The following is a 21,551-nucleotide window of genomic DNA, read 5'->3' as shown; positions in this document are numbered from 1 at the left end:
AGCTTGCGCAGGTGCGATTACCGCGGACACATGACTTCCGTCAGCGCACATGGTCTACCCCCTCTTGCGTGTGATGTTCTTGGTGAAGCTTTTCAATTTTCTTGAACGCGGAATGCACGTCGCTACCTAGTTCATCCCACGATGCGGTACTTGATGCCGGAAGAGCGCGCATCACAATGCCCATACCGAGTGGGTGTTCTTTAACGAGGTCAGCAGAGAGTGCTCTTAATCGTCTCTTAACGAGGTTACGAGTAACAGCGTTCCCCACCTTCTTGGAAACGATGAACCCGAACCTCGTGGGAACCTCGTCAGTTCGGAAATGTGCATAAACAACAACGTTCCGGCGCCCAATACGGGCACCGGAACGTACGGTGTTGGAGAAATCACCGGCGGTCCTCATTCTGTGCTCAGCGGGAAGCATTAGTTCCTCGGGGCACGGGATGGCACGGTGTTCCTAACAGTTGTTCTTTCCGAACTAGCGCGAACTAGGCAGAAAGTGCAGCGCGGCCCTTAGAGCGGCGGTGTGCCAAGATGGCACGGCCGGCGCGGGTGCGCATGCGAAGGCGGAAGCCGTGCTTCTTGGCACGACGGCGGTTATTCGGCTGAAAAGTCCGCTTGCTCACGATTAACTCCACTAAGTCTGTTGGCGCGCAACGCCCGTAACAGAACAGGATTGACGCTTGAATTCGATGCATCGACTGCCATCTGTGGCTGGAAACCAGCTACTTATGGCAGCAAACTCTCGGCATGAAAACACGCCAGAGGACGCACATAGGACTGATTAACAATAGGGCACCCTAGAATGCGCGTCAAATTGGGGGTCGTGTGATACTCCCCGCAAAACTTCTTCCACAAGTTATACACCGCTGTGGACATCAGAGGACCGACCCTGTGGGTAATTACAGAAAGTTCGTGTGATTCTTTGATCACGAGTTATCCACGGCCTGTGAATAAGTTTGTGGAAGATCGATAGACTCGAAGGGAGAGTTTTCGGGAAAAGGACACAAAAGTATGAGCACGGATGAATCCAACAACCTTGGCAGCTCGTGGCGCCAAGTTGTGCGGGTGATGGAGGACGATGATCGTCTGACCGCCAGAAACCGCGGATTTGTCACGCTGGCTAGTCCAACGGTGCTGGCAGGAACGTCCCTGGTGATCGCAGTTCCTAACGAACTCACCCGCGAAATTCTGCAGAACAATCTCAAAGCGCAGATTGAAGATGCTGTTGAGAAGGTCTTCGGTACGCGACTTCACTGCGCGTACATTGTGGATCCGGAACTCGAGAAAAACCCGGTTTCTAGCGGGGAACCGGAGAAGGCTCCGGCCGCTGCTCCTGAAGAACATGCGGAAGCGAACCGTCCGCAGCCCAAGCCGGCACCCGCGCCACCGTCGACTTCTCAAGAATTTGGGCGCCTCAATCCCAAGTACATTTTCGATACCTTCGTGATCGGTTCGTCCAACCGTTTCGCCCATGCGGCAGCAGCTGCTGTGGCGGAAGCACCGGCCAAGGCCTACAACCCGCTGTTTATTTACGGCGATTCCGGTCTGGGGAAAACACACTTGTTGCACGCCATTGGTCACTACGCGCGCCAGATGTACAAAGGCATTCGGGTTCGCTACGTGAACTCGGAAGAATTCACGAACGACTTCATCAACTCGATTCGCGACGATGAAGGTACGTCCTTCAAGACCACGTACCGCAACGTGGACATCTTGCTCATCGACGACATCCAGTTCCTGGCTGGCAAGGACGCTACTCAAGAAGAGTTCTTCCACACCTTCAATGCGCTGCACAATCACTCGAAGCAAGTAGTCATCACCTCTGACTTGCCGCCAAAACAGCTTTCCGGCTTCGAAGAACGCTTGCGCTCTCGCTTTGAGTGGGGTTTGATCACGGATATTCAGCCGCCTGAACTGGAAACGCGTATTGCGATTCTGCGGAAAAAGGCTGATGCAGAGGGCTTGAAGGCTAGCGATGATGTGCTCGAGTACATCGCTTCCAAGATCTCCTCAAATATCCGTGAACTTGAAGGTGCTCTCATTCGCGTCACGGCATTCGCTTCCTTGAACAACTCGGAAGTGGACCGTGACTTGGCGGAATTGGTGCTCAAAGACCTCATCACTGATGAAGGTGCCCAAGAAATCACCTCGTCCCAGATCATTGCTGCGACTGCCGACTACTTCAATCTCACGGTTGAAGAGCTCAATTCCAAGTCCCGCACGCGAACCCTTGTGACTGCTCGCCAGATTGCTATGTATCTCTTGCGCGAACTCACAGATATGTCGCTGCCCCGTATTGGTGCTGAACTCGGCGGACGCGATCACACCACCGTGATTCACGCGGAACGAAAGATTCGTGAGCTCATGGCCGAGCGTCGTGCCATCTTCAACCAGGTCACGGAACTCACAAACCGCATCAAGCAGAGCCAAAACGGCCACTAAATCCCACGTTTTTTGTGGTTCTGCACAGCTGATTGTTCTTAACCTGTGGATAACTTACTTTTTTAGCGCATAACCCCATATTTAATGTGGAACCGAAATTTGGCGCCGTCGTTCATCCACCGACCATCTTGCTAACGTCAACTTAAGCCCCACATGTTATCCACAGCAATAATCGGCGAGAATCCCTGAAAAAGGGGGTTATCCACAGAATCCACAGGTGTTATTAACACTACTCACCTCTTTAAGCGGCCAACCCAAATAACAAAAACCAGTTTTCCGCGATCTCCCCAGCCGGTACCTTCCACCACGGGCTTCCGGCTAAGCTTGCAGGGATACTCGTGTGTAAGTCGGTGAAATACCCATGAATGAAAGGCGGAACTCTTCGTGAAGTTCAGCGTCGAGAGGGATGTCTTTTCCGAGGCAGTAGCGTGGACGGCTCGTTCCTTGAGCCAAAGGCCATCCTCACCAGTACTCGCAGGAATCTTGCTCACCGCAGAAAACGGAGTGGTCACGCTCGAGAGCTATGACTACGAAGTTTCTGCACACATTGAGTTCCCCGCAGACATCACCACCGAGGGAACCATCTTGGTTTCCGGCAAGTTGTTGGCTGACATCTCGCGGTCATTGCCTTCTTCGAAGGTCACCCTGGAACAGGATGGCTCTAAGGTCACTATCACTGCGGGTCGTTCACGCTTCAACGTGTCCACGATGCCGGTTGCTGATTACCCAGCACGCCCAGCAACTCCAGAAATTGCTGGAACTGTTGACGGTGAAGCATTTGCTCACGCCATTCAGCAGGTCATTGTGGCTGCTTCGAAGGATGACACTCTCCCGATCTTGACCGGCGTCAAGCTTGAATTCGAGGGAGACACCATCTCCTTCTTGGCAACGGACCGCTACCGTTTGTCGTTGCGAGAGCTCAAATGGAAGCCAGCGAAGTCTGACATTTCTACCGCAGCTCTGGTCAAGGGCCGTATTTTGAACGAAGTTGCTCGTACCTTAGGTGGCTCTGGAGACCTCACCATTTCCCTGGGCGACAAGGCAGACATCATCGGATTTGAATCCGGAAACCGTCGCACCACGTCCGTTTTGGTTGATGGCGACTACCCGAAGATTCGCTCTTTGTTCCCAAGTGAAACCCCAGTTCATGCTTCGGTCAGCACTCAAGAACTCGCAGAAGCTGTGCGTCGTGTAGCCATTGTGGCGGAACGAAACACTCCAGTTCGCATGTCCTTCACGGATGGTCAGCTCACGCTTGAAGCGGGAACGGGCGAAGACGCTCAGGCTGAAGAGTCGATTGCAGCAGCTCTCGATGGCGAAGACATCACCGTGGCGTTCAACCCCACCTACTTGAGTGAAGGTTTGGGCGCATTCGATACGGACTACGTGCGCTTCTCCTTCACCACCGCTGCCAAGCCAGCCATGTTGACGGGTCAGCGAGAGGCTGATGGATCTGATGACGACGCATACCGCTACCTCGTCATGCCGATCCGTCTGCCAAACAGCTAATTCGTTTGCCGAAACGCTAGTTTCAGCCAGGCAATAGCAGGTTGAAACTAGCCCATCATCTTCACGAAAGCCACACAGTTCTTGGGAGGCATCATGAACGAAAACACCATGCACATTGGCATGATCGGTTTGGGAAAGATGGGCGCCAACATGCGCGCTCGTCTCATCAACGCAGGTCATCAGGTCACCGGTTATGACCGGAATCCAGAGGTTTCTGACGTTGCCAACGTCGCCGAATTGGTGGAGAAGCTTCCTCAGCCCCGCATCGTTTGGATCATGGTTCCTTCTGGAGCACCTACTGACTCAGTTGTTGCTGAGCTCAAGGGTGTTTTGAGTGAAGGCGACCTGGTCATTGATGGCGGAAACACGCGCTTTAGCGATGATGAGCGCCACTCCGCAGAACTCTCCGAAAAGGGCATCCGCTTTGTCGATTGCGGTGTTTCCGGTGGAGTCTGGGGTCTACAAAACGGCTATGGACTGATGGCCGGCGGTAATGACGCCGACATCGCGGAGCTGATGCCGGTTTTTGACGCCCTTCGCCCAGAAGGCGAACGCTCCCGCAGCTTCGTCCACGTAGGCGATGTCGGCGCAGGTCACTACGCAAAAATGGTGCACAACGGTATCGAGTACGGCATGATGCAGGCCTACGCTGAAGGCTACGAATTGCTGAGCGCGAAGAGCTCCATCAAGGATGTTCGGGGCACTTTTGCCGCTTGGCAAGAAGGAACCGTGGTACGTTCGTGGCTCTTGGATCTCTTGGTTGAGGCACTCAAGGACGATCCCGAACTCAAGGACATCGCCGGTTACGTCGAGGATTCTGGTGAAGGCCGTTGGACTGTTGAAGAAGCGATTGCCAACGCGGTCCCAGCTCCGGTCATTACGGCTGCACTCTTCCAGCGCTTCGCTTCGCGCCAAGATGATTCCCCTGCAAACAAGATGGTTGCCGCGCTGCGCCAGCAATTCGGCGGTCACGCAGTCAAACGCCCTGGCGAATAGGCCGTTGCGTGTTCATTACCCACCTCTCGTTGACTGATTACCGCACCTACCAACAAGCGGATGTTGAGCTCGGCGAGGGCGTCTTTGTGCTGGTGGGACAGAACGGGGTGGGTAAAACGAACGTCGTTGAGTCCATCAACTACTTGGCACATTTGTCCTCCCACCGCGTCTCCAACGATGCGCCTCTCGTTCGTTTCGGCACAGAGCGCGCCATCATTCGGGCACGCGTGGAGCGCGGAAAAGATCCTGAGACGCGGCAAGCAGCGAGCGTTCAGCTCGAAATCACTCCCAAGGGAGCCAATCGTGCGCGGATCAACCGGTCCAACAACGTGCGGGCCGCGGACATCTTAGGGATTGTTCGCTGCGTGATGTTCGCGCCCGAAGACCTCGAAATCGTCAAGGGAGATCCAGGCGTTCGTCGCCGGTTTTTCGATGACTTTCTGGTGACCCTGCAGCCGGCTCAGGCCTCCAACCGCAAGGATTACGAGCGCGTCCTCAAGCAGCGCAACGCACTCTTGAAGTCCGCCAAGGGATCGCGAAAACTCTCCGATGCCCACGAGGCCACCCTCGAAGTCTGGGATCAGCACCTTGCTCAGGCCGGCGCGCGTTTGCTGAAGGGCAGACTGACCGCCTTGAGCGCTATGACGCCGCATCTTGCAGCCGCATACGAAGGCCTCACTGACGGTAGCAAAAAGGTTTTTGCTCATTACAGGAGTTCAATTCTTCAGGAATTAGAGGACGACGGCGCCGCCCTGCGATTCAATGCAGCGGAGAGTTCGGCGGAAACTGAGGATCGAGACGAAGCCACGTTGACGGCCGAGACGCCTCTTGAAGACATAGAGAAGATGTTTCGCGCGGCCCTGGTTCAGCGCCGGAAACAAGAGATTGATCGCGGCCTGACCTTGGTAGGACCGCACCGCGATGAGATTGAACTGTTCATCGGCGACTACCCGGCAAAGGGCTTTGCCTCGCACGGTGAGACGTGGTCGCTCGCGTTGGCTCTTCGGTTGGCGTCCTTTGAAACGCTCTTGGTGGATGACCCACGCGGTGGCGCTGCGCCGATTCTGATTCTTGATGACGTTTTCGCTGAGCTGGATAGCAGCCGGCGAACCCGACTCTTGGCCGCAATGGAACGCGCTGATCAGGTATTGATCACCGCTGCCGTGGCTCACGACGTACCCGAAGAACTCCAGGGAACCATCATCCCAGTATCGAGCGGCGTGATTGGTGCCGCATGAGCCGCGAAGACTTTGACGAGTCGCAACCAGAGAACGACCCCACCCTCGAGGATGCTCCGCGCACTCTCTTGAACCGCATGCGCTCCGCGGCCGTCGAACGTGGCGAAGTCCGGATGGATGCTGCCCAAGCCCAGCAAGCACAGTCGCGATCCGCGCGATCTGCCCAAGTGCGTAGCGAACGGCGCAACAAGAACTTCGTCAACTATTCGGATGCTCGAGATCCTCAAGGACTCGGCGGCATCATGAAGAACTTGGTGCAGGATCGCGGCTGGAACGCGCCCGTTGCCGTGGGCTCGGTCATGACTCGTTGGGAAGAACTCGTGGGCGCGGACATCGCGGCGCACTGCAAACCGGTCAGCTTCGACAACGGAATTGTGGTGATCCGGACGGACTCGACGTCCTGGGCGTCTCAAATGCGCATTCTCAACCACCAACTGCTCAAGGTTTTCAGCGAGAAATTGGGCGGCGGCGTCGTACGGGAAATCAAAGTATTGGGCCCTACTGCGCCCTCGTGGCGCAAGGGAATGCGGACCGTGAAGGGCCGCGGGCCGCGAGATACGTACGGATAATCCCATTTCCGAATTGGAATTATTGCGGGAGGTCCATTTTGGCCTCTGACGGGGTGCACCTATCTAGAGGGCTGAACCCTCTCAGAGAGGGGTCCAATCTTTCTGCGCGGCCTTAACTGCCCGTTTAGCACATACCCGGGTAGCGAACATCGCAAATTTTCTAGATAAAACCGGTAGAATTGATCCTGATGGTCGCAGAGTGTCCTAGAGGAAACTCTGAATGACTGAATTTTCGTTGTGGGATTTCCCGCTTGGACGTCTTCGAGGAGCTTTTTACACGTGGCAGAAGAACATTTGGAACCGACGGTAAGCTCCGAACCAGCCGAATCACCTGCGGAAGCACCCGCTGAAACCAGCTCGGCACCCGCCGCACCTAAAACGCCCGTAGGACGCGTTGAGCACGAGTACGGCGCCAGCGACATCACGGTTCTTGAAGGTCTCGAGGCTGTTCGCAAGCGCCCAGGTATGTACATCGGTTCCACCGGTGCCCGCGGTCTTCACCACCTTGTCTACGAAGTCGTGGACAACTCGGTTGACGAAGCCATGGCTGGTTACTGTGACCGCATCGATGTGACGCTGCAGGCTGATGGCGGGGTACGCGTCGAGGACAACGGCCGCGGTATTCCAGTAGATCTGCACCCCACCGAGGGCAAGCCCACCGTTGAAGTGGTTATGACCATTCTGCACGCCGGCGGTAAGTTCGGCGGCGGCGGATACGCGGTCTCCGGTGGTCTTCACGGCGTGGGTATTTCCGTGGTGAACGCATTGTCGCAGCGCGTGAATACGATTATTCGCCGTCAGGGATACGCCTGGCGCATGTCCTTCGCCAACGGTGGCGTGCCACAGGGCACCTTGGTTCAAGGTGAAGAAACCGAGCTCACGGGTACGTCGCAGACGTTCTACCCGGACCCCACCATTTTCGACACCGTCGATTTTGATTTTGAAACGCTCCGCGCTCGTTTCCAGCAAATGGCATTCCTGAACAAGGGCCTTCGCATTACCCTCACGGATGAGCGAGTGGTCAACGATGTCGAAGACGAGATCGCGGATGCGGAAGATGGCGAGAAGCGCGCAGAAGCTCCACGCCACCGCGCGGTGGATTACAAGTACGACGACGGCCTATTGGACTACGTCAAGTACTTGAACTCCTCCAAGAAGGCGGAACTGGTTCACGAAGATGTTATTTCGTTTGAATCTGAAGACACTGAGCGCAAGATCGCGCTCGAAGTCGCGATGCAGTGGACCACGGCCTTCTCTGAGTCCGTCCACACCTACGCCAACGCGATCAACACCCATGAAGGTGGCACGCACGAAGAAGGTTTCCGTGCCGCGCTGACCGGTTTGATCAACCGTTACGCCAAGGAAAAGGGCATCCTCAAGGAGAAGGATGAGAACCTCACGGGCGATGACATCCGTGAAGGCCTTACCGCTGTCATTTCCATCAAGCTCGGTGAACCGCAGTTTGAAGGCCAGACCAAGACCAAGCTCGGTAACTCGGTAGCCCGCGGTTACGTGCAGTCCGTTGTCAACGAGGAACTCGGCGACTGGCTGGAACGCAACCCGATCACCGCCAAGGACATCATCCGCAAGGCACAGCTGGCGGCACACGCTCGCATGGCTGCCCGCAAGGCTCGCGATCAGGCCCGCCGTAAGTCGCCACTCGAGTCCTTCGGCATGCCGGGTAAGCTCGCGGACTGCTCCTCAAAGAACCCCATCGAGTGTGAGGTCTACATCGTGGAGGGTGACTCCGCAGGTGGTTCGGCCAAGCGTGGCCGCGATCCGCGGACCCAGGCCATCCTGCCGTTGCGAGGCAAGATCTTGAACGTGGAGCGCGCACGCTTGGACCGCGCACTGGGCAACAAGGAAGTCCAGTCCATGATCACGGCCTTCGGCACCGGTATTGGTGAAGAGTTCGACCTTGACAAGCTGCGTTACCACAAGATCGTGCTCATGGCCGATGCTGACGTCGACGGTCAGCACATCACCACGCTCTTGCTGACGCTCCTGTTCCGCTTCATGCGTCCGCTCATCGAAAACGGCTTCGTCTACCTTGCACAGCCGCCGCTGTACCGCATCAAGTGGTCCAACGCTGCACACGATTACGTGTTCTCAGACAAGGAACGTGACGACACCGTGGCCAAGGGTCTTGCCAGCGGCCGTCGCTTGCCGAAGGACAACGGCATCCAGCGCTACAAGGGTCTGGGCGAGATGGACTACAGCGAACTGTGGGACACCACCATGGATCCGGCGCACCGTACTTTGCGCCAGATCAGCATGGAAGACGCGGCCGCCGTGGACCAGGTCTTCAGCGTGCTCATGGGTGAGGACGTTGAGTCGCGCCGTAACTTCATTCAGCAAAACGCGAAGGATGTCCGCTTCCTGGACATCTAGTTCCTGAAGATCTAGGAACTTTCGCCGTTTTGCCCGCTTGTTTTTGCAGAAATTGAGGATTAGTACATGAGCGAACAGCCCCCACAGGGTCCTGAAAATACGGAAAATTACGACGACGCCGCTACCGAAGGTGCCTACACTTCCGAGAGCGCTGCGGCTGGTTCGGGCGAGGTTGTAGCCAACGACGCTGCTGCTGGCGCCACTGCCGGTGCCGTTGTTGAAGGTGAAGTACTCACCGACCGCGTGGAGCAGATTGACCTGCAGGCTGAAATGCAGCGGTCCTACTTGGACTACGCGATGGCCGTTATTGTGGGCCGTGCTCTTCCGGACGTGCGCGATGGCCTCAAGCCTGTGCACCGCCGCGTTATTTACGGCATGTTCGATGGCGGCTACCGCCCAGAGCGTTCCTTTAACAAGAGTGCTCGCATCGTCGGTGACGTCATGGGTACCTACCACCCGCACGGTGACTCGGCGATCTACGACGCCTTGGTGCGTTTGATCCAGGACTGGGTCATGCGTTACCCACTGGCTTTGGGCCAGGGTAACTTCGGTTCGCCCGGTAACGATGGCGCTGCTGCTCAGCGTTACACGGAAACCAAGCTGGCTCCTTTGGCCATGGAAATGGTCCGCGACATCGACGAAGATACCGTTGATTTCCAGGACAACTACGACGGCAAGAACCAGGAACCAACGGTTCTGCCAGCTCGTTTCCCGAACTTGTTGGTCAATGGCTCCTCCGGCATCGCCGTGGGTATGGCCACCAACATTCCGCCGCACAACCTTCGCGAAGTTGCCGAGGGCGTGCAGTGGTCGCTCGCAAACCCAGACGCGTCTCCTGAAGAGCTCCTCGAAGAGTTGCTCAAGCGCGTCAAGGGACCGGACTTCCCGACGGCAGCCACCATTTTGGGCCGCCGCGGCATCGAAGACGCCTACCGCACGGGCCGCGGTTCCATCACCATGCGTGCCGTGGTGAACGTTGAAGAGATTCAGGGACGTACCTGCTTGGTGGTCACGGAACTTCCGTACCAGACCAACCCGGACAACCTGGCCATGAAGATCGCCGAGCTGGTGCGCGAAGGCAAGATGGGCGGCATCGCGGATATCCGTGACGAGTCCTCTGGCCGTACCGGTCAGCGCTTGGTCGTGGTGCTGCGTCGCGACGCTGTGCCGAAGGTTGTCTTGAACAACCTCTTCAAGCACACCGAGTTGCAGTCCAACTTCTCCGCCAACATGTTGGCGATTGTGGACGGAGTTCCTCGGACGCTGTCCCTCGATGCGTTTGTCCGTCACTGGATCAAGCACCAGATCGAAGTTGTTCGCCGTCGTACTCAGTACCGCCTCCGTAAGGCCGAAGAGCAGGCCCATATCCTGCGCGGCTTGCTGAAGGCCCTCGACGCTCTCGACGAAGTCATCGCCTTGATCCGCCGCTCGCCATCTGTTGAAGAGGCGCGCGAAGGGTTGAAGGCACTGCTCGGCATTGACGATGATCAGGCCAAGGCCATCCTCGATATGCAGTTGCGCCGTCTCGCCGCACTGGAGCGCGAGAAGATCCGTGCTGACGCTGCACGTCTCGAAGCTGAAATCACTGAATACAAGGCGATCTTGGCTGACGTGGGACGCCAGCGCACCATCGTGTCCGAAGAACTCGCGGAGATCGTGGACAAGTACGGCGATGAGCGCCGCACCCAGATCCTCATGGGCTTCGACAGCGACATGAGCATTGAAGACCTCATTCCTGAAGAGGAAATGGTGGTCACCATTACTCGTGGTGGCTACGTCAAGCGCACGCGCAGTGACAACTACCGTTCGCAGAACCGTGGCGGCAAGGGCATCAAGGGTGCGTCGCTCAAGGGCGACGACGTCGTGGAGCACTTCTTCGTCACCACGACGCACAACTGGTTGCTGTTCTTCACGAACCAGGGTCGCGTGTATCGCACCAAGTGCTACGAGTTGGCGGAAGCCGCTCGTGACGCGAAGGGCCAGCACGTCGCGAACATCATGGCGTTCCAGCCGGACGAGAAAATCGCTCAGGTCTTGGACTTGAAGGACTACTTGCAGGCTCCGTACCTCGTGCTCGCCACGAAGGGCGGTCTGGTCAAGAAGACGCGTCTTCAGGACTACGACACCAACCGTAGCGCCGGCGTCATTGCCATCAACCTGCGCGAAGAGGATGAGCTCGTCTCGGCACTCTTGGTGTCTGAAGAAGATGACCTCATGCTGATTTCGCGTGAGGGCCAGTCCCTGCGCTTCACGGCGACCGACGAAGCGTTGCGTCCAATGGGCCGCGCGACGTCCGGTGTCACGGGCATGAAGTTCCGCGATGGCGATGAGCTCTTGACGGCAGATGTTGTCTCTAACGACTCCTTCGTGTTCATCGTGACCGACGGCGGCTATGCGAAGCGTTCCTCTGTTGAGGAATACCGTGTGCAGAACCGTGGCGGTCTGGGCATCAAGGTGGGCAAGTACCAAGAAGAGCGTGGCCACTTGGTGGGCGGTCTGATCGTCCAGGAAGAGGACGAAGTCTTGGTGGTCATGGAAGGTGGCAAGGTGGTGCGCTCTGGCGTGGCCGGCGTCCCGTCTAAGGGCCGCGACACCATGGGCGTCATTTTCGCGAAGCCGGACAAGAATGACCGCATCATTGCGGTTGCCAAGAACGTTGAGCGAAACCTTTCTGGTGAACTTGTCGACGAAGAAAACCCGGAAAACCCCGAGGATTCGGCGACTTCGCCCGTCGAGACGGCTGAAGATGCAGTACCGTTGAACCAAGAAAAGACGGAGTCCTCGGAAGAGGTATCCGGTGAACCTGTAGAAGAATCTGACGGAGGTCTTTCGTGACCACTCCTTCGATGCCGCGCAAAAGCGCTTCGAACAACATGACGGCAAAGCCCGGCGCAGCCAATAACTCTGCGTCTGCTTCCAGCCCCCGCACCGGTTCTCAGGCAGGACCTCGGCCTACAACGGGGCCGCGCACCGGCGCTGCAGCCGCTCGCACCCAGCAGGCTCGCCCAGCGGGTCAAAGTGGGGCCGCCGGCCGTCAGCAGCAGTTGGTACGACCTGCGCCGAAGGCAAAGGTCCGCAAGGCTCGCTTGCTGGTATCCAAGGTGGAGCCATGGTCTGTCTTGAAGATGGCGTTCTTGCTGTCCGTTGCTTTGGGTATCATCACGGTTGTCGCAGCAGTCATGCTGTGGACTGTGTTGGATATCACAGGAGTCTTTGACAAGCTCAACGAGCTGATTACGGGTGTCCTGGGCACCGAATCCAAGTTCGATCTCAAGCGGGTCTTATCCTTGGGTCAGGTGGCCTCTTTCGCCACCATCATTGCCGTGGCAAATGTGGTCATTTTGACCGTCATTGCAATGCTCGGCTCGCTTTTGTACAACATTTCTTCGTCGCTCGTCGGCGGCATTGGAGTGACCCTGACGGACGACTAAAAGGCGGTTCCCGGCGCATCGATTCCCTAAACTCGTGGAGGAAAATCCCCGATTTGGAAAGTTGGCCATGTGTCCGGTAAAGTCTTATCTCGTCCTCAGGGCAAAAGGGGCGTATAGCTCAGGCGGTTAGAGCGCTTCGCTGATAACGAAGAGGTCCCAGGTTCAAGTCCTGGTACGCCCACGGAAACACCTTCTAGGTGAGTCCGAATGCACTGAGAACAAGAGAAGGAACAACATGAAGAAGTTCTTGATGGTCCTAATCGCAGCAGTTTCCGTTTTCGGGTACAGCAAGTACAAGGAAGCAGAAGCTGAGAAGACTAAATGGAATGACGCCACGGACACGTTGGACACGAACGGTAAAAATTCCTGATAGTATAGACGGGTTGAGAAATCAACAGTCCTTCTGGGGGCATGGCGCAATTGGTAGCGCACCTGCTTTGCAAGCAGGGGGTTAGGGGTTCGAGTCCCCTTGCCTCCACAGAATGAAAGTCCGGAACACCGCAAGGTGTTCCGGACTTTCTCGTTTATCCCTCTCTCGCAAGAAGCAGCGTCGTCGTAATATCTCTGGTTCCCGCTATCCCTCAAGGATTAGCGCCGTGCCCCACGTGGTGCACGGCGATCATGAGGGAATCGCTGCCGAGACCATGCTTCACTTGGGCGAACCTGTTGCACCGCGCAGCGACGCATCTAGAAGCTCGCTACACGATCCGGCCGTTTTATGACTTGATGATCGGCAAATTGATCTGAGGGGTCGAATCCGTGACGTGGAGATTGTTAGCTCCCACCTCGCTCCTGAAGAGTTCGCAGTTGAGAGCGTGAGGACAAAGGCTGCGTTCCACTCGGAGATCTTGAAGATCGAGCAGTTACGTAGTGGTGAATTCAGCGACGGTTTCCTGGCGAAGTCCGTCCAAACCCGCTAAGTCAGGTGATTGCCTCACTTGAGAGCAGGACGTGCGCCTCATCAGAGCAATCTGGTGGCGCGTAGTTCACTTTTAGCCCTGACGTTCCGAGCCTGGCGGCGCGTGAGATAACGGGTGCGCTGGTGATGAAGCGTGCGGAGCATCTTGGCTGGCGCGTAGACGGACATGAACAGCACCATGGGGACGCGCAGGACTCGATGCTCGATGTCATGCGCGGTGTACGTGCGGTCGAACCGGTTCACGTAGTACCAGTAGTCCTTCGGCGAATCTTCAACGCGTCGTGCGGACATACCGGTGATCATGGTGGGTACGTAGCGAATAAGGAGATTGTGTTGCGCGAGATGAACGGAAATGTCAATGTCCTCATGCATGAGGTCTTCTTCATCGCGGCAGACGTGATCCTTGATGCTCTCCCACGCACTGTTTCTCAGGGCCATGTTGGAGCCGAAGAGGAAGTGGTACTGGCCGCGTGCCAGCTTCAAAACGAACTGGCGGATCTTGTCATCAGCTTTGAGGCCAAACCGTCGCAACGGCATATCGCTATAGACCACGGGTCCCGTGGCTGCCATGACTTCGGGATCCTGGAAAGTCTCCGACACCCGCTCTACCCAGTCGGACTCCAGAACACAGTCGGCATCAATGCGCCCGTAGACGTCGCCGGTAGCGACATTAAAGCCGTGGTCACGAGTGGGAATCAGTCCCTGATCTGCTTCGTGGCTGGTCAGAATGATGTTTGCATCTGGATACTCGAGTTGTACTTGGCGAACAATCTCCGCAGTCGAGTCCGTGGACTTGTTGTCCACCACCACAATTTCGTGGGCAGGAACGGTCTGAAAGATCGCGGCAACGAGGCACTGCCGAATGCAGTTCTCTTCGTTGTACGCGGGAATGATGATGGAGATCGAGGGAGGCGTCGACACACCACCAATCTAACAGCGCAAAAGGCCGCGAGCCGATTCAACATGAATCAACTCGCGGCCTTAAGGTCACGCGTCTCGAAGAATTAGTTCGAGGTGTGCTTCTTAATGTTTGCTGCAACGTCCTTTGGAGTGATCACTGGGTGACCCTTGGTGTCCACGACATCGCCGTCAGCAGCTTCTTCACCGGTGTTCTTGCTCGCAAGATCGCGGTAGATCGGCGAATCATCTTCGTCGCCAGCGGTGAGGCCAGCTTCAGCGTTCAGATCCGGATCTTCAGCACCTTCAAGCGCTTCATCGATTGGAGCCGAACGAGTGATTTCTTCGTCGTTCTCTACTGGTTCCGCGGCACCCAAACGGGTGACGGAATCGGAAGTGGAGTCAGCGTCGTCGTAATCCTTGGAAGAATCCTCAGACTCAACGGGAACCGGAGCAGCAGCAACAACAGGAGCTACAGGTGCAGCTGGGGCGGAACCGGCGATGGTTTCCTTGACCTCAGCTGGCGTAGCTTCCTTGACCGGCGCAGGAACGCTGGCAGGAACTGGAGCTGCGTTCAAAGGAGCTGGCGTCTTCCACGGATCCTCAACCGGACGGGAAGCGCGCCATGCAGCTGCACCAGCAGCAACACCGGCGGCAATTACGCCCATGATGAGCCATCCCTGACGGCGCTTCTTCTGCGCTGCCGGACGGTTCAACTGGCGAGCGGCCTCGCGAGCAGCCTGAGAAGCGGCCTTCTGAGCACGCTTCACGGTGCGCTTGTCACCGCTGATCTTGGTGACCAGGGTTTCGACGCCCGAAGGCACCTGAACGTTGTCAATGCGCTTGGCGGCATCGCTAGCAGCATGGGACAGCTTCTGAGAAGCGGCCGGAATGTACTGGTTCTCCACCTTGGCACGAGCGGTATCCACATGTGGCTGCACGTCGGCAACCATCTTCTGGGCCTGCTCCTGCACCTTCGTGATGCCCTGCTGAATCAGTGGAGACACTGCGGCAATGCCTGCAGCGAGCTCATCAGCAACCTTCTGGATGCTCTCCTGAACCTTCGGTGAAGCGGTCTCGAGGCCAGCGTTCAAACGCTGTACGGCGTCGTCAACCTTAGGGGCTGCCCATTCCTTTGCGTGATCGACTCGCGGTGCCGCCCATTCCTTCGCGTGGTCAACCTTGGGGGCTGCCCATACGCGTGCATGGTCTACGGCTTCTTTCGCTTGACCTACGGCTTGGTCAACCTTTGGCTGCGCCCAATCGCGCGCCTGATCGACAGAATGATTCACTGCCGCGCCCAGATCCTGGGACGTGCGGTTCTTTTTACCCATCAAGGCCTCCGAAGTTAGTGAACTTACACTTTCACCTTACGTTCCGGAGGCCCCAATTTCCACGCAAACACCGTGAATTGGGGACAACTTTGAGGATTGTTCACTGTGCGCGTAGCTAAGAACATGAGATACGGGCTTCTGAATGAAAGAATAGGGTCATGACTGCTATTCCAACGCACAAGGCGACCATCCACACGACCCTCGGCGATATCGAGGTCAACCTTTTCGGCAATCACGCTCCTAAGACGGTCAAGAACTTCGTTGGTCTTTCCACCGGCGAACAGACTTGGGTTCACCCACAGACCGGCGAAGAGCAGGTTAAGACCCCGCTCTACAACGGCACCATCTTCCACCGCATCATCTCTGACTTCATGATTCAGGGCGGCGACCCACTGGGTCAGGGCATTGGCGGACCGGGCTACAAGTTCGACGACGAAATCAACCCAGACCTCAACTTCAACGAGCCTTACAAGCTCGCCATGGCCAACGCTGGCATCCAGATGGGCCGCGGCACCAACGGCTCGCAGTTCTTCATCACCTCTGTCCCAACCACCTGGTTGCAGGGCAAGCACACCATCTTCGGTGAGGTTGTTGATGAGGCTTCCCGCGAGGTCGTTGACAAGCTCAACAACGTTGCCACCGACATGCGCGACAAGCCCCTCGAGGACGTTGTCATCGAGTCCATCGACATCGAAGAGCTCTAAAGCCCGCTGACTGCGAGTTTCTTCCAAAACCTTGTGGTGTAGGAAACCCCGGTAGGGCCGCCTTGCGCGACCTTGCCGGGGTTTTCCACATATAAATCACGTTCATACTCTTCAGAATTCGGAGACACCGTGTCCTACGAACCACCGAGCTACGGCGCTCAGCCCACCACTGAACCGGAAGGCATCCCCGTCTGCCCGCGTCACCCGGACCGTGTCTCTTACGTGCGCTGTCAGCGCTGCGGCCGTCCCACCTGTGGAGAGTGCCAGCGCCCGGCAGCCGTAGGCATCCAGTGCGTGGACTGCGTCAACGAAGCGCAGCGCGCCATGCCGGTGCAGCGCACGGCGTTTGGCGGCAAGGTTCAGGCCGGCGGCCGACCAATCGTCACGTACGCGATCATCGCGATCACTGCTTTGACCTTCTTGTTGCAGTTCGCCGTTCCCGGCTTGCAGCGAGAGCTTCTCTACGCGGGCATCCTTACCGGCTCCGAGCCGTGGCGCATGCTGACCGCGGCCCTGCTTCACTCACAGGGCATGATCTTCCACATCCTGTTCAACATGTACTTGTTGTACGCGATTGGCGGGATGCTGGAGCCACTCTTGGGGCGTGCCCGGTTCTTGGCTCTCTATATCCTCTCGGCGATCGGCGGTTCGGTGGCCGTGCTGTGGCTCGAAGATCCGCGCGTGGCCGTGATCGGCGCATCTGGCGCGGTCTTTGGACTCTTCGGTGCCTTGTTGATCATCATGCGTCAACGGCGTGTTAACTACACCGGCATTCTGGTGACAGTGGCGATCAACCTGGTGCTCGGCTTCATCCCGGGATTCAACATCTCTTGGCAAGCGCACGTCGGCGGCCTCATTGTGGGTCTCGCCATGGGAGCGATCTTTGCTTACACGCCTGCCGGCCCGCGCCGTGCCACGTTGCAGTGGGCGGGGATAGCGGTGGTGGTAGCTGCGCTCTTGGTGTTGACGTATCTCGGCTGGATCATGCTGCCGTCTCGCTACCTTGGATAGCCGCTGCGGCTAACTGCCGCTGGTAACTTCTTCGCTCCATCGAGCGATCTTTGAGCCCTTCCCGTTGTTCACAGGGGAGGGCTCAAAGATTTCCACACAAGTTATCCACATTGTTAAGAACTCACAAGGCTGTAATTTCCACCTATTTTTCAGGCGAAAAGTGCGGGTTATCACAACCTCAGAGCACAAAAAGTGCCTAGACAAAGTGCATTACCGATTATTATGTTGCAGAAAACACAAACGGTGCTCACTTTTTCTTTCACAATATCCACTGCCTGTGGATAACTCGGTTGTTCACAAATTGGTCTAGACCATTGTGGGTAACTCGGGGTGGATAACTTTCGCGGAAAATCAGGGTAAACAGCCCAAAAGCACTAGTATTTCCACTAAATTCACCCCTCCATGAAAGTTATCCACAGTAGTTGTCCACACTGTAGAAAAGTTACACACGTGTAGTTAGACCCCTGTTAATAACCTCGCATCCCTGTGGATACGCGGGATTAGAACACAGTTACGCACAATTTAATCCCCAGTTGTGGATAACCTCCGTGCACAACCTGTGCGTTAAGAAACAACAGCAAGGTTCTGGGAGGCTGAATTCAGTCCCTAAAATGGCGTAGTGAAACCCGTTGGACGCTACGCCTTCCTGATTGTTGCCGTCACGCTGTTTGCCTTGCTGGCCGGCGCAGCATTCCGTTCCACTACGGGCGCGCTCTTTGAACCGCTCGAGCACGAATTCGGCTGGAGCCGCACGGGAACGTCCGGCGCCGTGACGGCGAACCTCATCTTTTACGGCTTGACAGCGCCTTTCGCGGCAGCCGCAATGGAACGCTTCGGCGTCAAACGAGTCATCATCACGGGCCTCACACTGGTGGCGCTCGGTGCCGGACTCACCACCGTCATGACCAGCTTGTGGCAATTGTGGGTGTTATGGGGTCTCTTCATCGGCATTGGCACCGGCGTGATGGCCCTGGTTTTCGGCGCGATTGTGGCCCAACGCTGGTTTCACACACACCGCGGCCTGGTGATGGGCATCTTCTCCGCCGCGAACGCGTGTGGACAACTGATTTTCCTGCCGCTCATCGTCCAGCTCGCGCATCACCCCGGCTGGCGCGCGGCATCGTTGGCCACCGCTTCCGTTGCGCTCCTTGTTATCCCGCTCTTTTTGCTGTTCTTTCGGGATCGTCCACAGGACATGGGCCGTCTTCCGTATGGTTCACCCACAGATCTTGAGTACGACGCCGCAGCTTCCACCCCAGCGCACAGCTCGGCTTCGATTCACCCACAGCGGGCAGCCTGGCGGATCGCGATCGACGTCTTGGCGGAAGCCTTCAAGTCTCGTGCATTCTGGATTCTGGCCTTCACCTTCTTCGTGTGTGGCTGGTCCACCAACGGCCTGATTCAGACCCACTTCATCCCTGCAGCACACGATCACGGCATGCCGGCCACCACGGCCGCCGGATTGCTAGCGGTGATCGGCATCTTTGACGTCATTGGCACCGTGCTCTCCGGGTGGCTCACGGACCGCATGAACCCGGCGATCCTGCTCATGATCTACTACACGCTGCGCGGTTTCTCCCTGGTTTTCCTTAACACCATGCTGGCGCCGACCATCGAGCCGCCTCTGTGGGTGTTCATCATTTTCTACGGATTGGACTGGGTTGCCACGGTTCCGCCGACGGTGGCGCTGTGCCGCACCTACTTTGGTCCACAGAAAGCTGGAATTGTCTTTGGCTGGGTCTTCGCAAGTCATATGATCGGAGCAGGCATAGCTTCGGTGAGCGCCGGAATGATCCGAGATCTCACCGGAACCTACCTCTTGGCGTGGCTGAGTGCCGCGGTATTGTGCATCGCCGCCGCTGCCTCGTTGCTGTCTTTGCGCAGCGCGCCAAGGCTCGTCCACGACGTCGGAATGAAGGGATAACCCAGTGTTTCCGCCCAATGACCACCTTGTCCGGCTTCCCATATCCAAAGCTGACTTGGGCGAATGGACGCGCCTCGTCAATGACATTGGTGAGTATGACCAGACCGGTGAAAAGTACACTCCCACCCTGCTCGAAGAAGAGCTGGACGACCCCTCGGTAGATTCCGAGCTGGACACTTTGGCCATCTATGATGGCGATCTCATGGTCGCTTACGGCCAGTTGCACGTCACGGACGGCTTGCGGGATGGCTACGCGAAAGCGATTTTTGGCGGCGGCGTTGACCCGCGTTATCGGCGTCGCGGGTTGGGCTCCGAGGTGACCGACTGGCTGTTCAAGCGCGCTCTGGTCAAAGCTGCTGAGAAGCATCCAGGTGCTCCCACCAAGGCCAGCATGTGGATCCACCACCCCGGCAGCGCGGACGAATTCTTGGCGCTCAAGTACGGATTTGAGCGGGCTCGCTATTTCTCAGATATGCGAGTGGACTTCGACGTGTGGGAGCCGCCGGCAGGCTTTGAAATCGGCGCGCCTCCGCGGGAGAACGCGCGGGCTATCGAGCTGGATCCGGCGAAGCACGGTGAAGCTACGCGCCTTGCGCACAACGAGGCCTTCGCCGATCACTGGGGCTCGTCCCCACGCTCGAAGGAGAATTGGGAGTTCTCCACGCTGGGCTCGGTCGCTTTTCGACCCACCCTCTCCCGGATTGCGATCAACCCGGAGATCGAAGGCGATGACGCCGTGGACGCTTACGTCTTGGCTACCGAGTATCAAGACAAGGAACTCTACATTTCCATCGTCGGCACGCGCCGCCGCGCTAGAGGCCAAGGCCTTGCCACCGAGCTGCTCGTGGAGTCTCTCAAACAAGCGCAGCGCGAAGGCTTCGTGAAGGCGGAACTCGGCGTCGACTCGGCCAGCCCCACAGGCGCCAACACCATCTACGAACGCATCGGCTTCCGTGTCACTCGGACGTCGGTGGTCATGGAGCGACTCCTCGCATGATCACGCGCCGCGCCCTCTTGGTCACTGCGGCGGCTTCGGCCGTTGCGGCCCAGACGGCGTGTGTCCCGAACGCGGGGCGGGGGACGCAAGCTGCGTCGTCGTCCTCTTCCGGTATTTCCAGTACGACGACGCTGGGTTCCGCGCCGAAGCCAACCTTCGTGGCGCCGCTGGTTCCGCAGGCGCCGCGCACGGTGCTGGAGGGTCTGGACTCGCCGTGGCAGATCGCGTTTCTGCCGCGCGATGACGCTTCAGGGCAGCGATCAGCGCTGCTGACCAGCCGCGATACGGGAGTGGTTTTTCGGGTGGACGTCCCGAATGCGCAGGGAGGAACGGCGCAAAAATCAGAGGTTGCCCGGGTGCCGGAGGTGTATCACGGCGGCGAGGGCGGGCTACTGGGAATCGCGCTGAGCCCGGACTATTCAGAGTCCAACCAGGTCTATGTGTACCGGACGGTGTCCGGGGGAAATCAGGTAATCTCAACGCGGGATTTTCGGCGTTTTGAGACGGTGATTGAGGGTATTCCGCGGTCGCGGATTCACAACGGTGGGCGCATGGTGTTTGGGCCGGACGGCGCGCTCTATGTGGGGACGGGGGATGCAGGGCGCCGCGAAGTAGCGCAAGAGTTGGAGAAGCTCGGCGGAAAGATTCTGCGTCATGATCCGAGCTCCGGCAAGACCACCGTGTACAGCCTTGGACATCGGAATGTTCAGGGGCTCGCGTTCACGAGTTCGGGCGAGCTGTGGGCCACGGAATTGGGGCCTGACAAGGATGATGAGCTGCAGCGAATCTACCAAGGCGGCAATTACGGGTGGCCGCTGACTACGGGTTATGGAACGTCAGAGGTATCTGGAGGGCGAAGCCGGCCCGCGCATCACGTCTGGGAATCGACCGCAGATGCCTCGCCTTCAGGGCTCGCGATTTCGGGTCAGACTGCTTATGTGGCCGCGCTACGCGGTCAGCGACTGTGGGTGGTGAGCCTGCCCAAAGGTCTTTCCCATGACGCAGATACGCCAATTCCGGCCGGACCGCTGCCGCAACTGGATCCGCCGGAGTTCAAGGGTTCGCGGTTGCGGGATGTCGCAGTCACACCGGACGGAAAGTCCTTGTGGATCCTCACGGATGAAGGGCCGGCGTCGCGACTGCTCGTTGCCGCGTTGGCATAGCACTTGGCGAACGGCTCGGCCCTTTC

19 protein-coding genes and 2 tRNA genes are annotated in these 21,551 nt (G+C 57.6%); 17 read left to right on the top strand and 4 right to left on the bottom strand.

What is annotated here, in order from left to right:
- Positions 1 to 40: 40 nt before the first annotated feature.
- Both rnpA and rpmH read right to left on the bottom strand, forming a co-directional pair.
- The gene (gene rnpA / locus BKA12_RS09790) at positions 41 to 421 is read right to left on the bottom strand and encodes a ribonuclease P protein component (protein WP_183643186.1); all 381 of its coding nucleotides are present in this window, start codon (positions 419 to 421) and stop codon (positions 41 to 43) included.
- 64 nt (positions 422 to 485) lie between these two features.
- Positions 486 to 623, bottom strand: a complete 138-nt coding sequence (gene rpmH, locus BKA12_RS09785) for a 50S ribosomal protein L34 (protein ID WP_183643183.1) — start codon at positions 621 to 623, stop codon at positions 486 to 488.
- Between the two features lie 388 nt (positions 624 to 1,011).
- Between rpmH and dnaA the strand changes: the two genes are divergently transcribed.
- From dnaA to BKA12_RS09730, 12 genes are all read left to right on the top strand, one after another.
- The gene (gene dnaA / locus BKA12_RS09780; protein ID WP_183643180.1) at positions 1,012 to 2,442 is read left to right on the top strand and encodes a chromosomal replication initiator protein DnaA; all 1,431 of its coding nucleotides are present in this window, start codon (positions 1,012 to 1,014) and stop codon (positions 2,440 to 2,442) included.
- A 384-nt stretch (positions 2,443 to 2,826) separates the two neighbouring features.
- The gene (dnaN, locus tag BKA12_RS09775; protein WP_183643177.1) at positions 2,827 to 3,951 is read left to right on the top strand and encodes a DNA polymerase III subunit beta; all 1,125 of its coding nucleotides are present in this window, start codon (positions 2,827 to 2,829) and stop codon (positions 3,949 to 3,951) included.
- Between the two features lie 108 nt (positions 3,952 to 4,059).
- Positions 4,060 to 4,947 (top strand): phosphogluconate dehydrogenase (NAD(+)-dependent, decarboxylating), encoded by an 888-nt coding sequence (gene gnd, locus BKA12_RS09770; protein ID WP_183644941.1) that lies wholly within the window; start codon positions 4,060 to 4,062, stop codon positions 4,945 to 4,947.
- Positions 4,948 to 4,955: 8 nt separating this feature from the next.
- Entirely contained in the window at positions 4,956 to 6,185 is a 1,230-nt protein-coding gene (gene recF / locus BKA12_RS09765; RefSeq protein ID WP_183643175.1) for a DNA replication/repair protein RecF, read from the top strand.
- Positions 6,182 to 6,754, top strand: coding sequence for a DciA family protein (locus BKA12_RS09760; RefSeq protein ID WP_183643172.1), 573 nt, complete (start codon positions 6,182 to 6,184; stop codon positions 6,752 to 6,754). The genes recF and BKA12_RS09760 overlap by 4 nt, the downstream gene beginning before the upstream one ends.
- A 294-nt stretch (positions 6,755 to 7,048) precedes the next feature.
- A complete protein-coding gene (gene gyrB, locus BKA12_RS09755) occupies positions 7,049 to 9,145 on the top strand; it encodes a DNA topoisomerase (ATP-hydrolyzing) subunit B (RefSeq protein WP_183644938.1) in 2,097 nt (698 codons plus the stop codon).
- 66 nt (positions 9,146 to 9,211) lie between these two features.
- A complete protein-coding gene (gyrA, locus tag BKA12_RS09750) occupies positions 9,212 to 11,980 on the top strand; it encodes a DNA gyrase subunit A (protein WP_183643169.1) in 2,769 nt (922 codons plus the stop codon).
- Positions 11,977 to 12,576 (top strand): DUF3566 domain-containing protein, encoded by a 600-nt coding sequence (locus tag BKA12_RS09745; RefSeq protein ID WP_271396236.1) that lies wholly within the window; start codon positions 11,977 to 11,979, stop codon positions 12,574 to 12,576. Before gyrA ends, BKA12_RS09745 begins: the two co-directional genes overlap by 4 nt.
- A gap of 107 nt (positions 12,577 to 12,683) precedes the next feature.
- Positions 12,684 to 12,757 (top strand) — tRNA-Ile (locus BKA12_RS09740).
- 54 nt (positions 12,758 to 12,811) lie between these two features.
- A complete protein-coding gene (locus BKA12_RS12295) occupies positions 12,812 to 12,946 on the top strand; it encodes a DLW-39 family protein (RefSeq protein WP_221228076.1) in 135 nt (44 codons plus the stop codon).
- A 35-nt stretch (positions 12,947 to 12,981) separates the two neighbouring features.
- Positions 12,982 to 13,054 (top strand) — tRNA-Ala (locus BKA12_RS09735).
- A gap of 286 nt (positions 13,055 to 13,340) precedes the next feature.
- Positions 13,341 to 13,496: a hypothetical protein gene (locus tag BKA12_RS09730; protein WP_183643166.1), complete on the top strand. Its 156-nt coding sequence runs from the start codon at positions 13,341 to 13,343 to the stop codon at positions 13,494 to 13,496.
- A gap of 41 nt (positions 13,497 to 13,537) precedes the next feature.
- Here BKA12_RS09730 and BKA12_RS09725 read toward each other — a convergent pair whose 3' ends face one another.
- Positions 13,538 to 14,416: a glycosyltransferase family 2 protein gene (locus BKA12_RS09725; RefSeq protein WP_338087495.1), complete on the bottom strand. Its 879-nt coding sequence runs from the start codon at positions 14,414 to 14,416 to the stop codon at positions 13,538 to 13,540.
- Between the two features lie 83 nt (positions 14,417 to 14,499).
- The gene (locus BKA12_RS09720) at positions 14,500 to 15,726 is read right to left on the bottom strand and encodes a hypothetical protein (protein ID WP_183643163.1); all 1,227 of its coding nucleotides are present in this window, start codon (positions 15,724 to 15,726) and stop codon (positions 14,500 to 14,502) included.
- Positions 15,727 to 15,884: 158 nt separating this feature from the next.
- On the opposite strand from BKA12_RS09720, the gene BKA12_RS09715 reads away from it, so the two are divergent.
- The 5 genes from BKA12_RS09715 to BKA12_RS09695 all read left to right on the top strand — a co-directional run bounded on the left by BKA12_RS09715 (position 15,885) and on the right by BKA12_RS09695 (position 21,525).
- Positions 15,885 to 16,430: a peptidylprolyl isomerase gene (locus tag BKA12_RS09715; RefSeq protein WP_183643160.1), complete on the top strand. Its 546-nt coding sequence runs from the start codon at positions 15,885 to 15,887 to the stop codon at positions 16,428 to 16,430.
- A gap of 129 nt (positions 16,431 to 16,559) precedes the next feature.
- Entirely contained in the window at positions 16,560 to 17,441 is an 882-nt protein-coding gene (locus BKA12_RS09710; protein ID WP_183643157.1) for a rhomboid family intramembrane serine protease, read from the top strand.
- Positions 17,442 to 18,060: 619 nt separating this feature from the next.
- Positions 18,061 to 19,365, top strand: a complete 1,305-nt coding sequence (locus BKA12_RS09705) for an MFS transporter (RefSeq protein ID WP_183643155.1) — start codon at positions 18,061 to 18,063, stop codon at positions 19,363 to 19,365.
- Positions 19,366 to 19,369: 4 nt separating this feature from the next.
- Positions 19,370 to 20,362, top strand: a complete 993-nt coding sequence (locus BKA12_RS12650; protein WP_183643152.1) for a GNAT family N-acetyltransferase — start codon at positions 19,370 to 19,372, stop codon at positions 20,360 to 20,362.
- A complete protein-coding gene (locus tag BKA12_RS09695; protein ID WP_183643149.1) occupies positions 20,359 to 21,525 on the top strand; it encodes a PQQ-dependent sugar dehydrogenase in 1,167 nt (388 codons plus the stop codon). The genes BKA12_RS12650 and BKA12_RS09695 overlap by 4 nt, the downstream gene beginning before the upstream one ends.
- Positions 21,526 to 21,551: the final 26 nt, after the last annotated feature.

It is taken from the genome of Neomicrococcus lactis (assembly GCF_014200305.1).
GTDB lineage: Bacteria > Actinomycetota > Actinomycetes > Actinomycetales > Micrococcaceae > Neomicrococcus > Neomicrococcus lactis.
The sequence above is the reverse complement of the archived record's forward strand: the minus strand, read 5'-3'. Positions and strand labels throughout refer to the sequence as shown.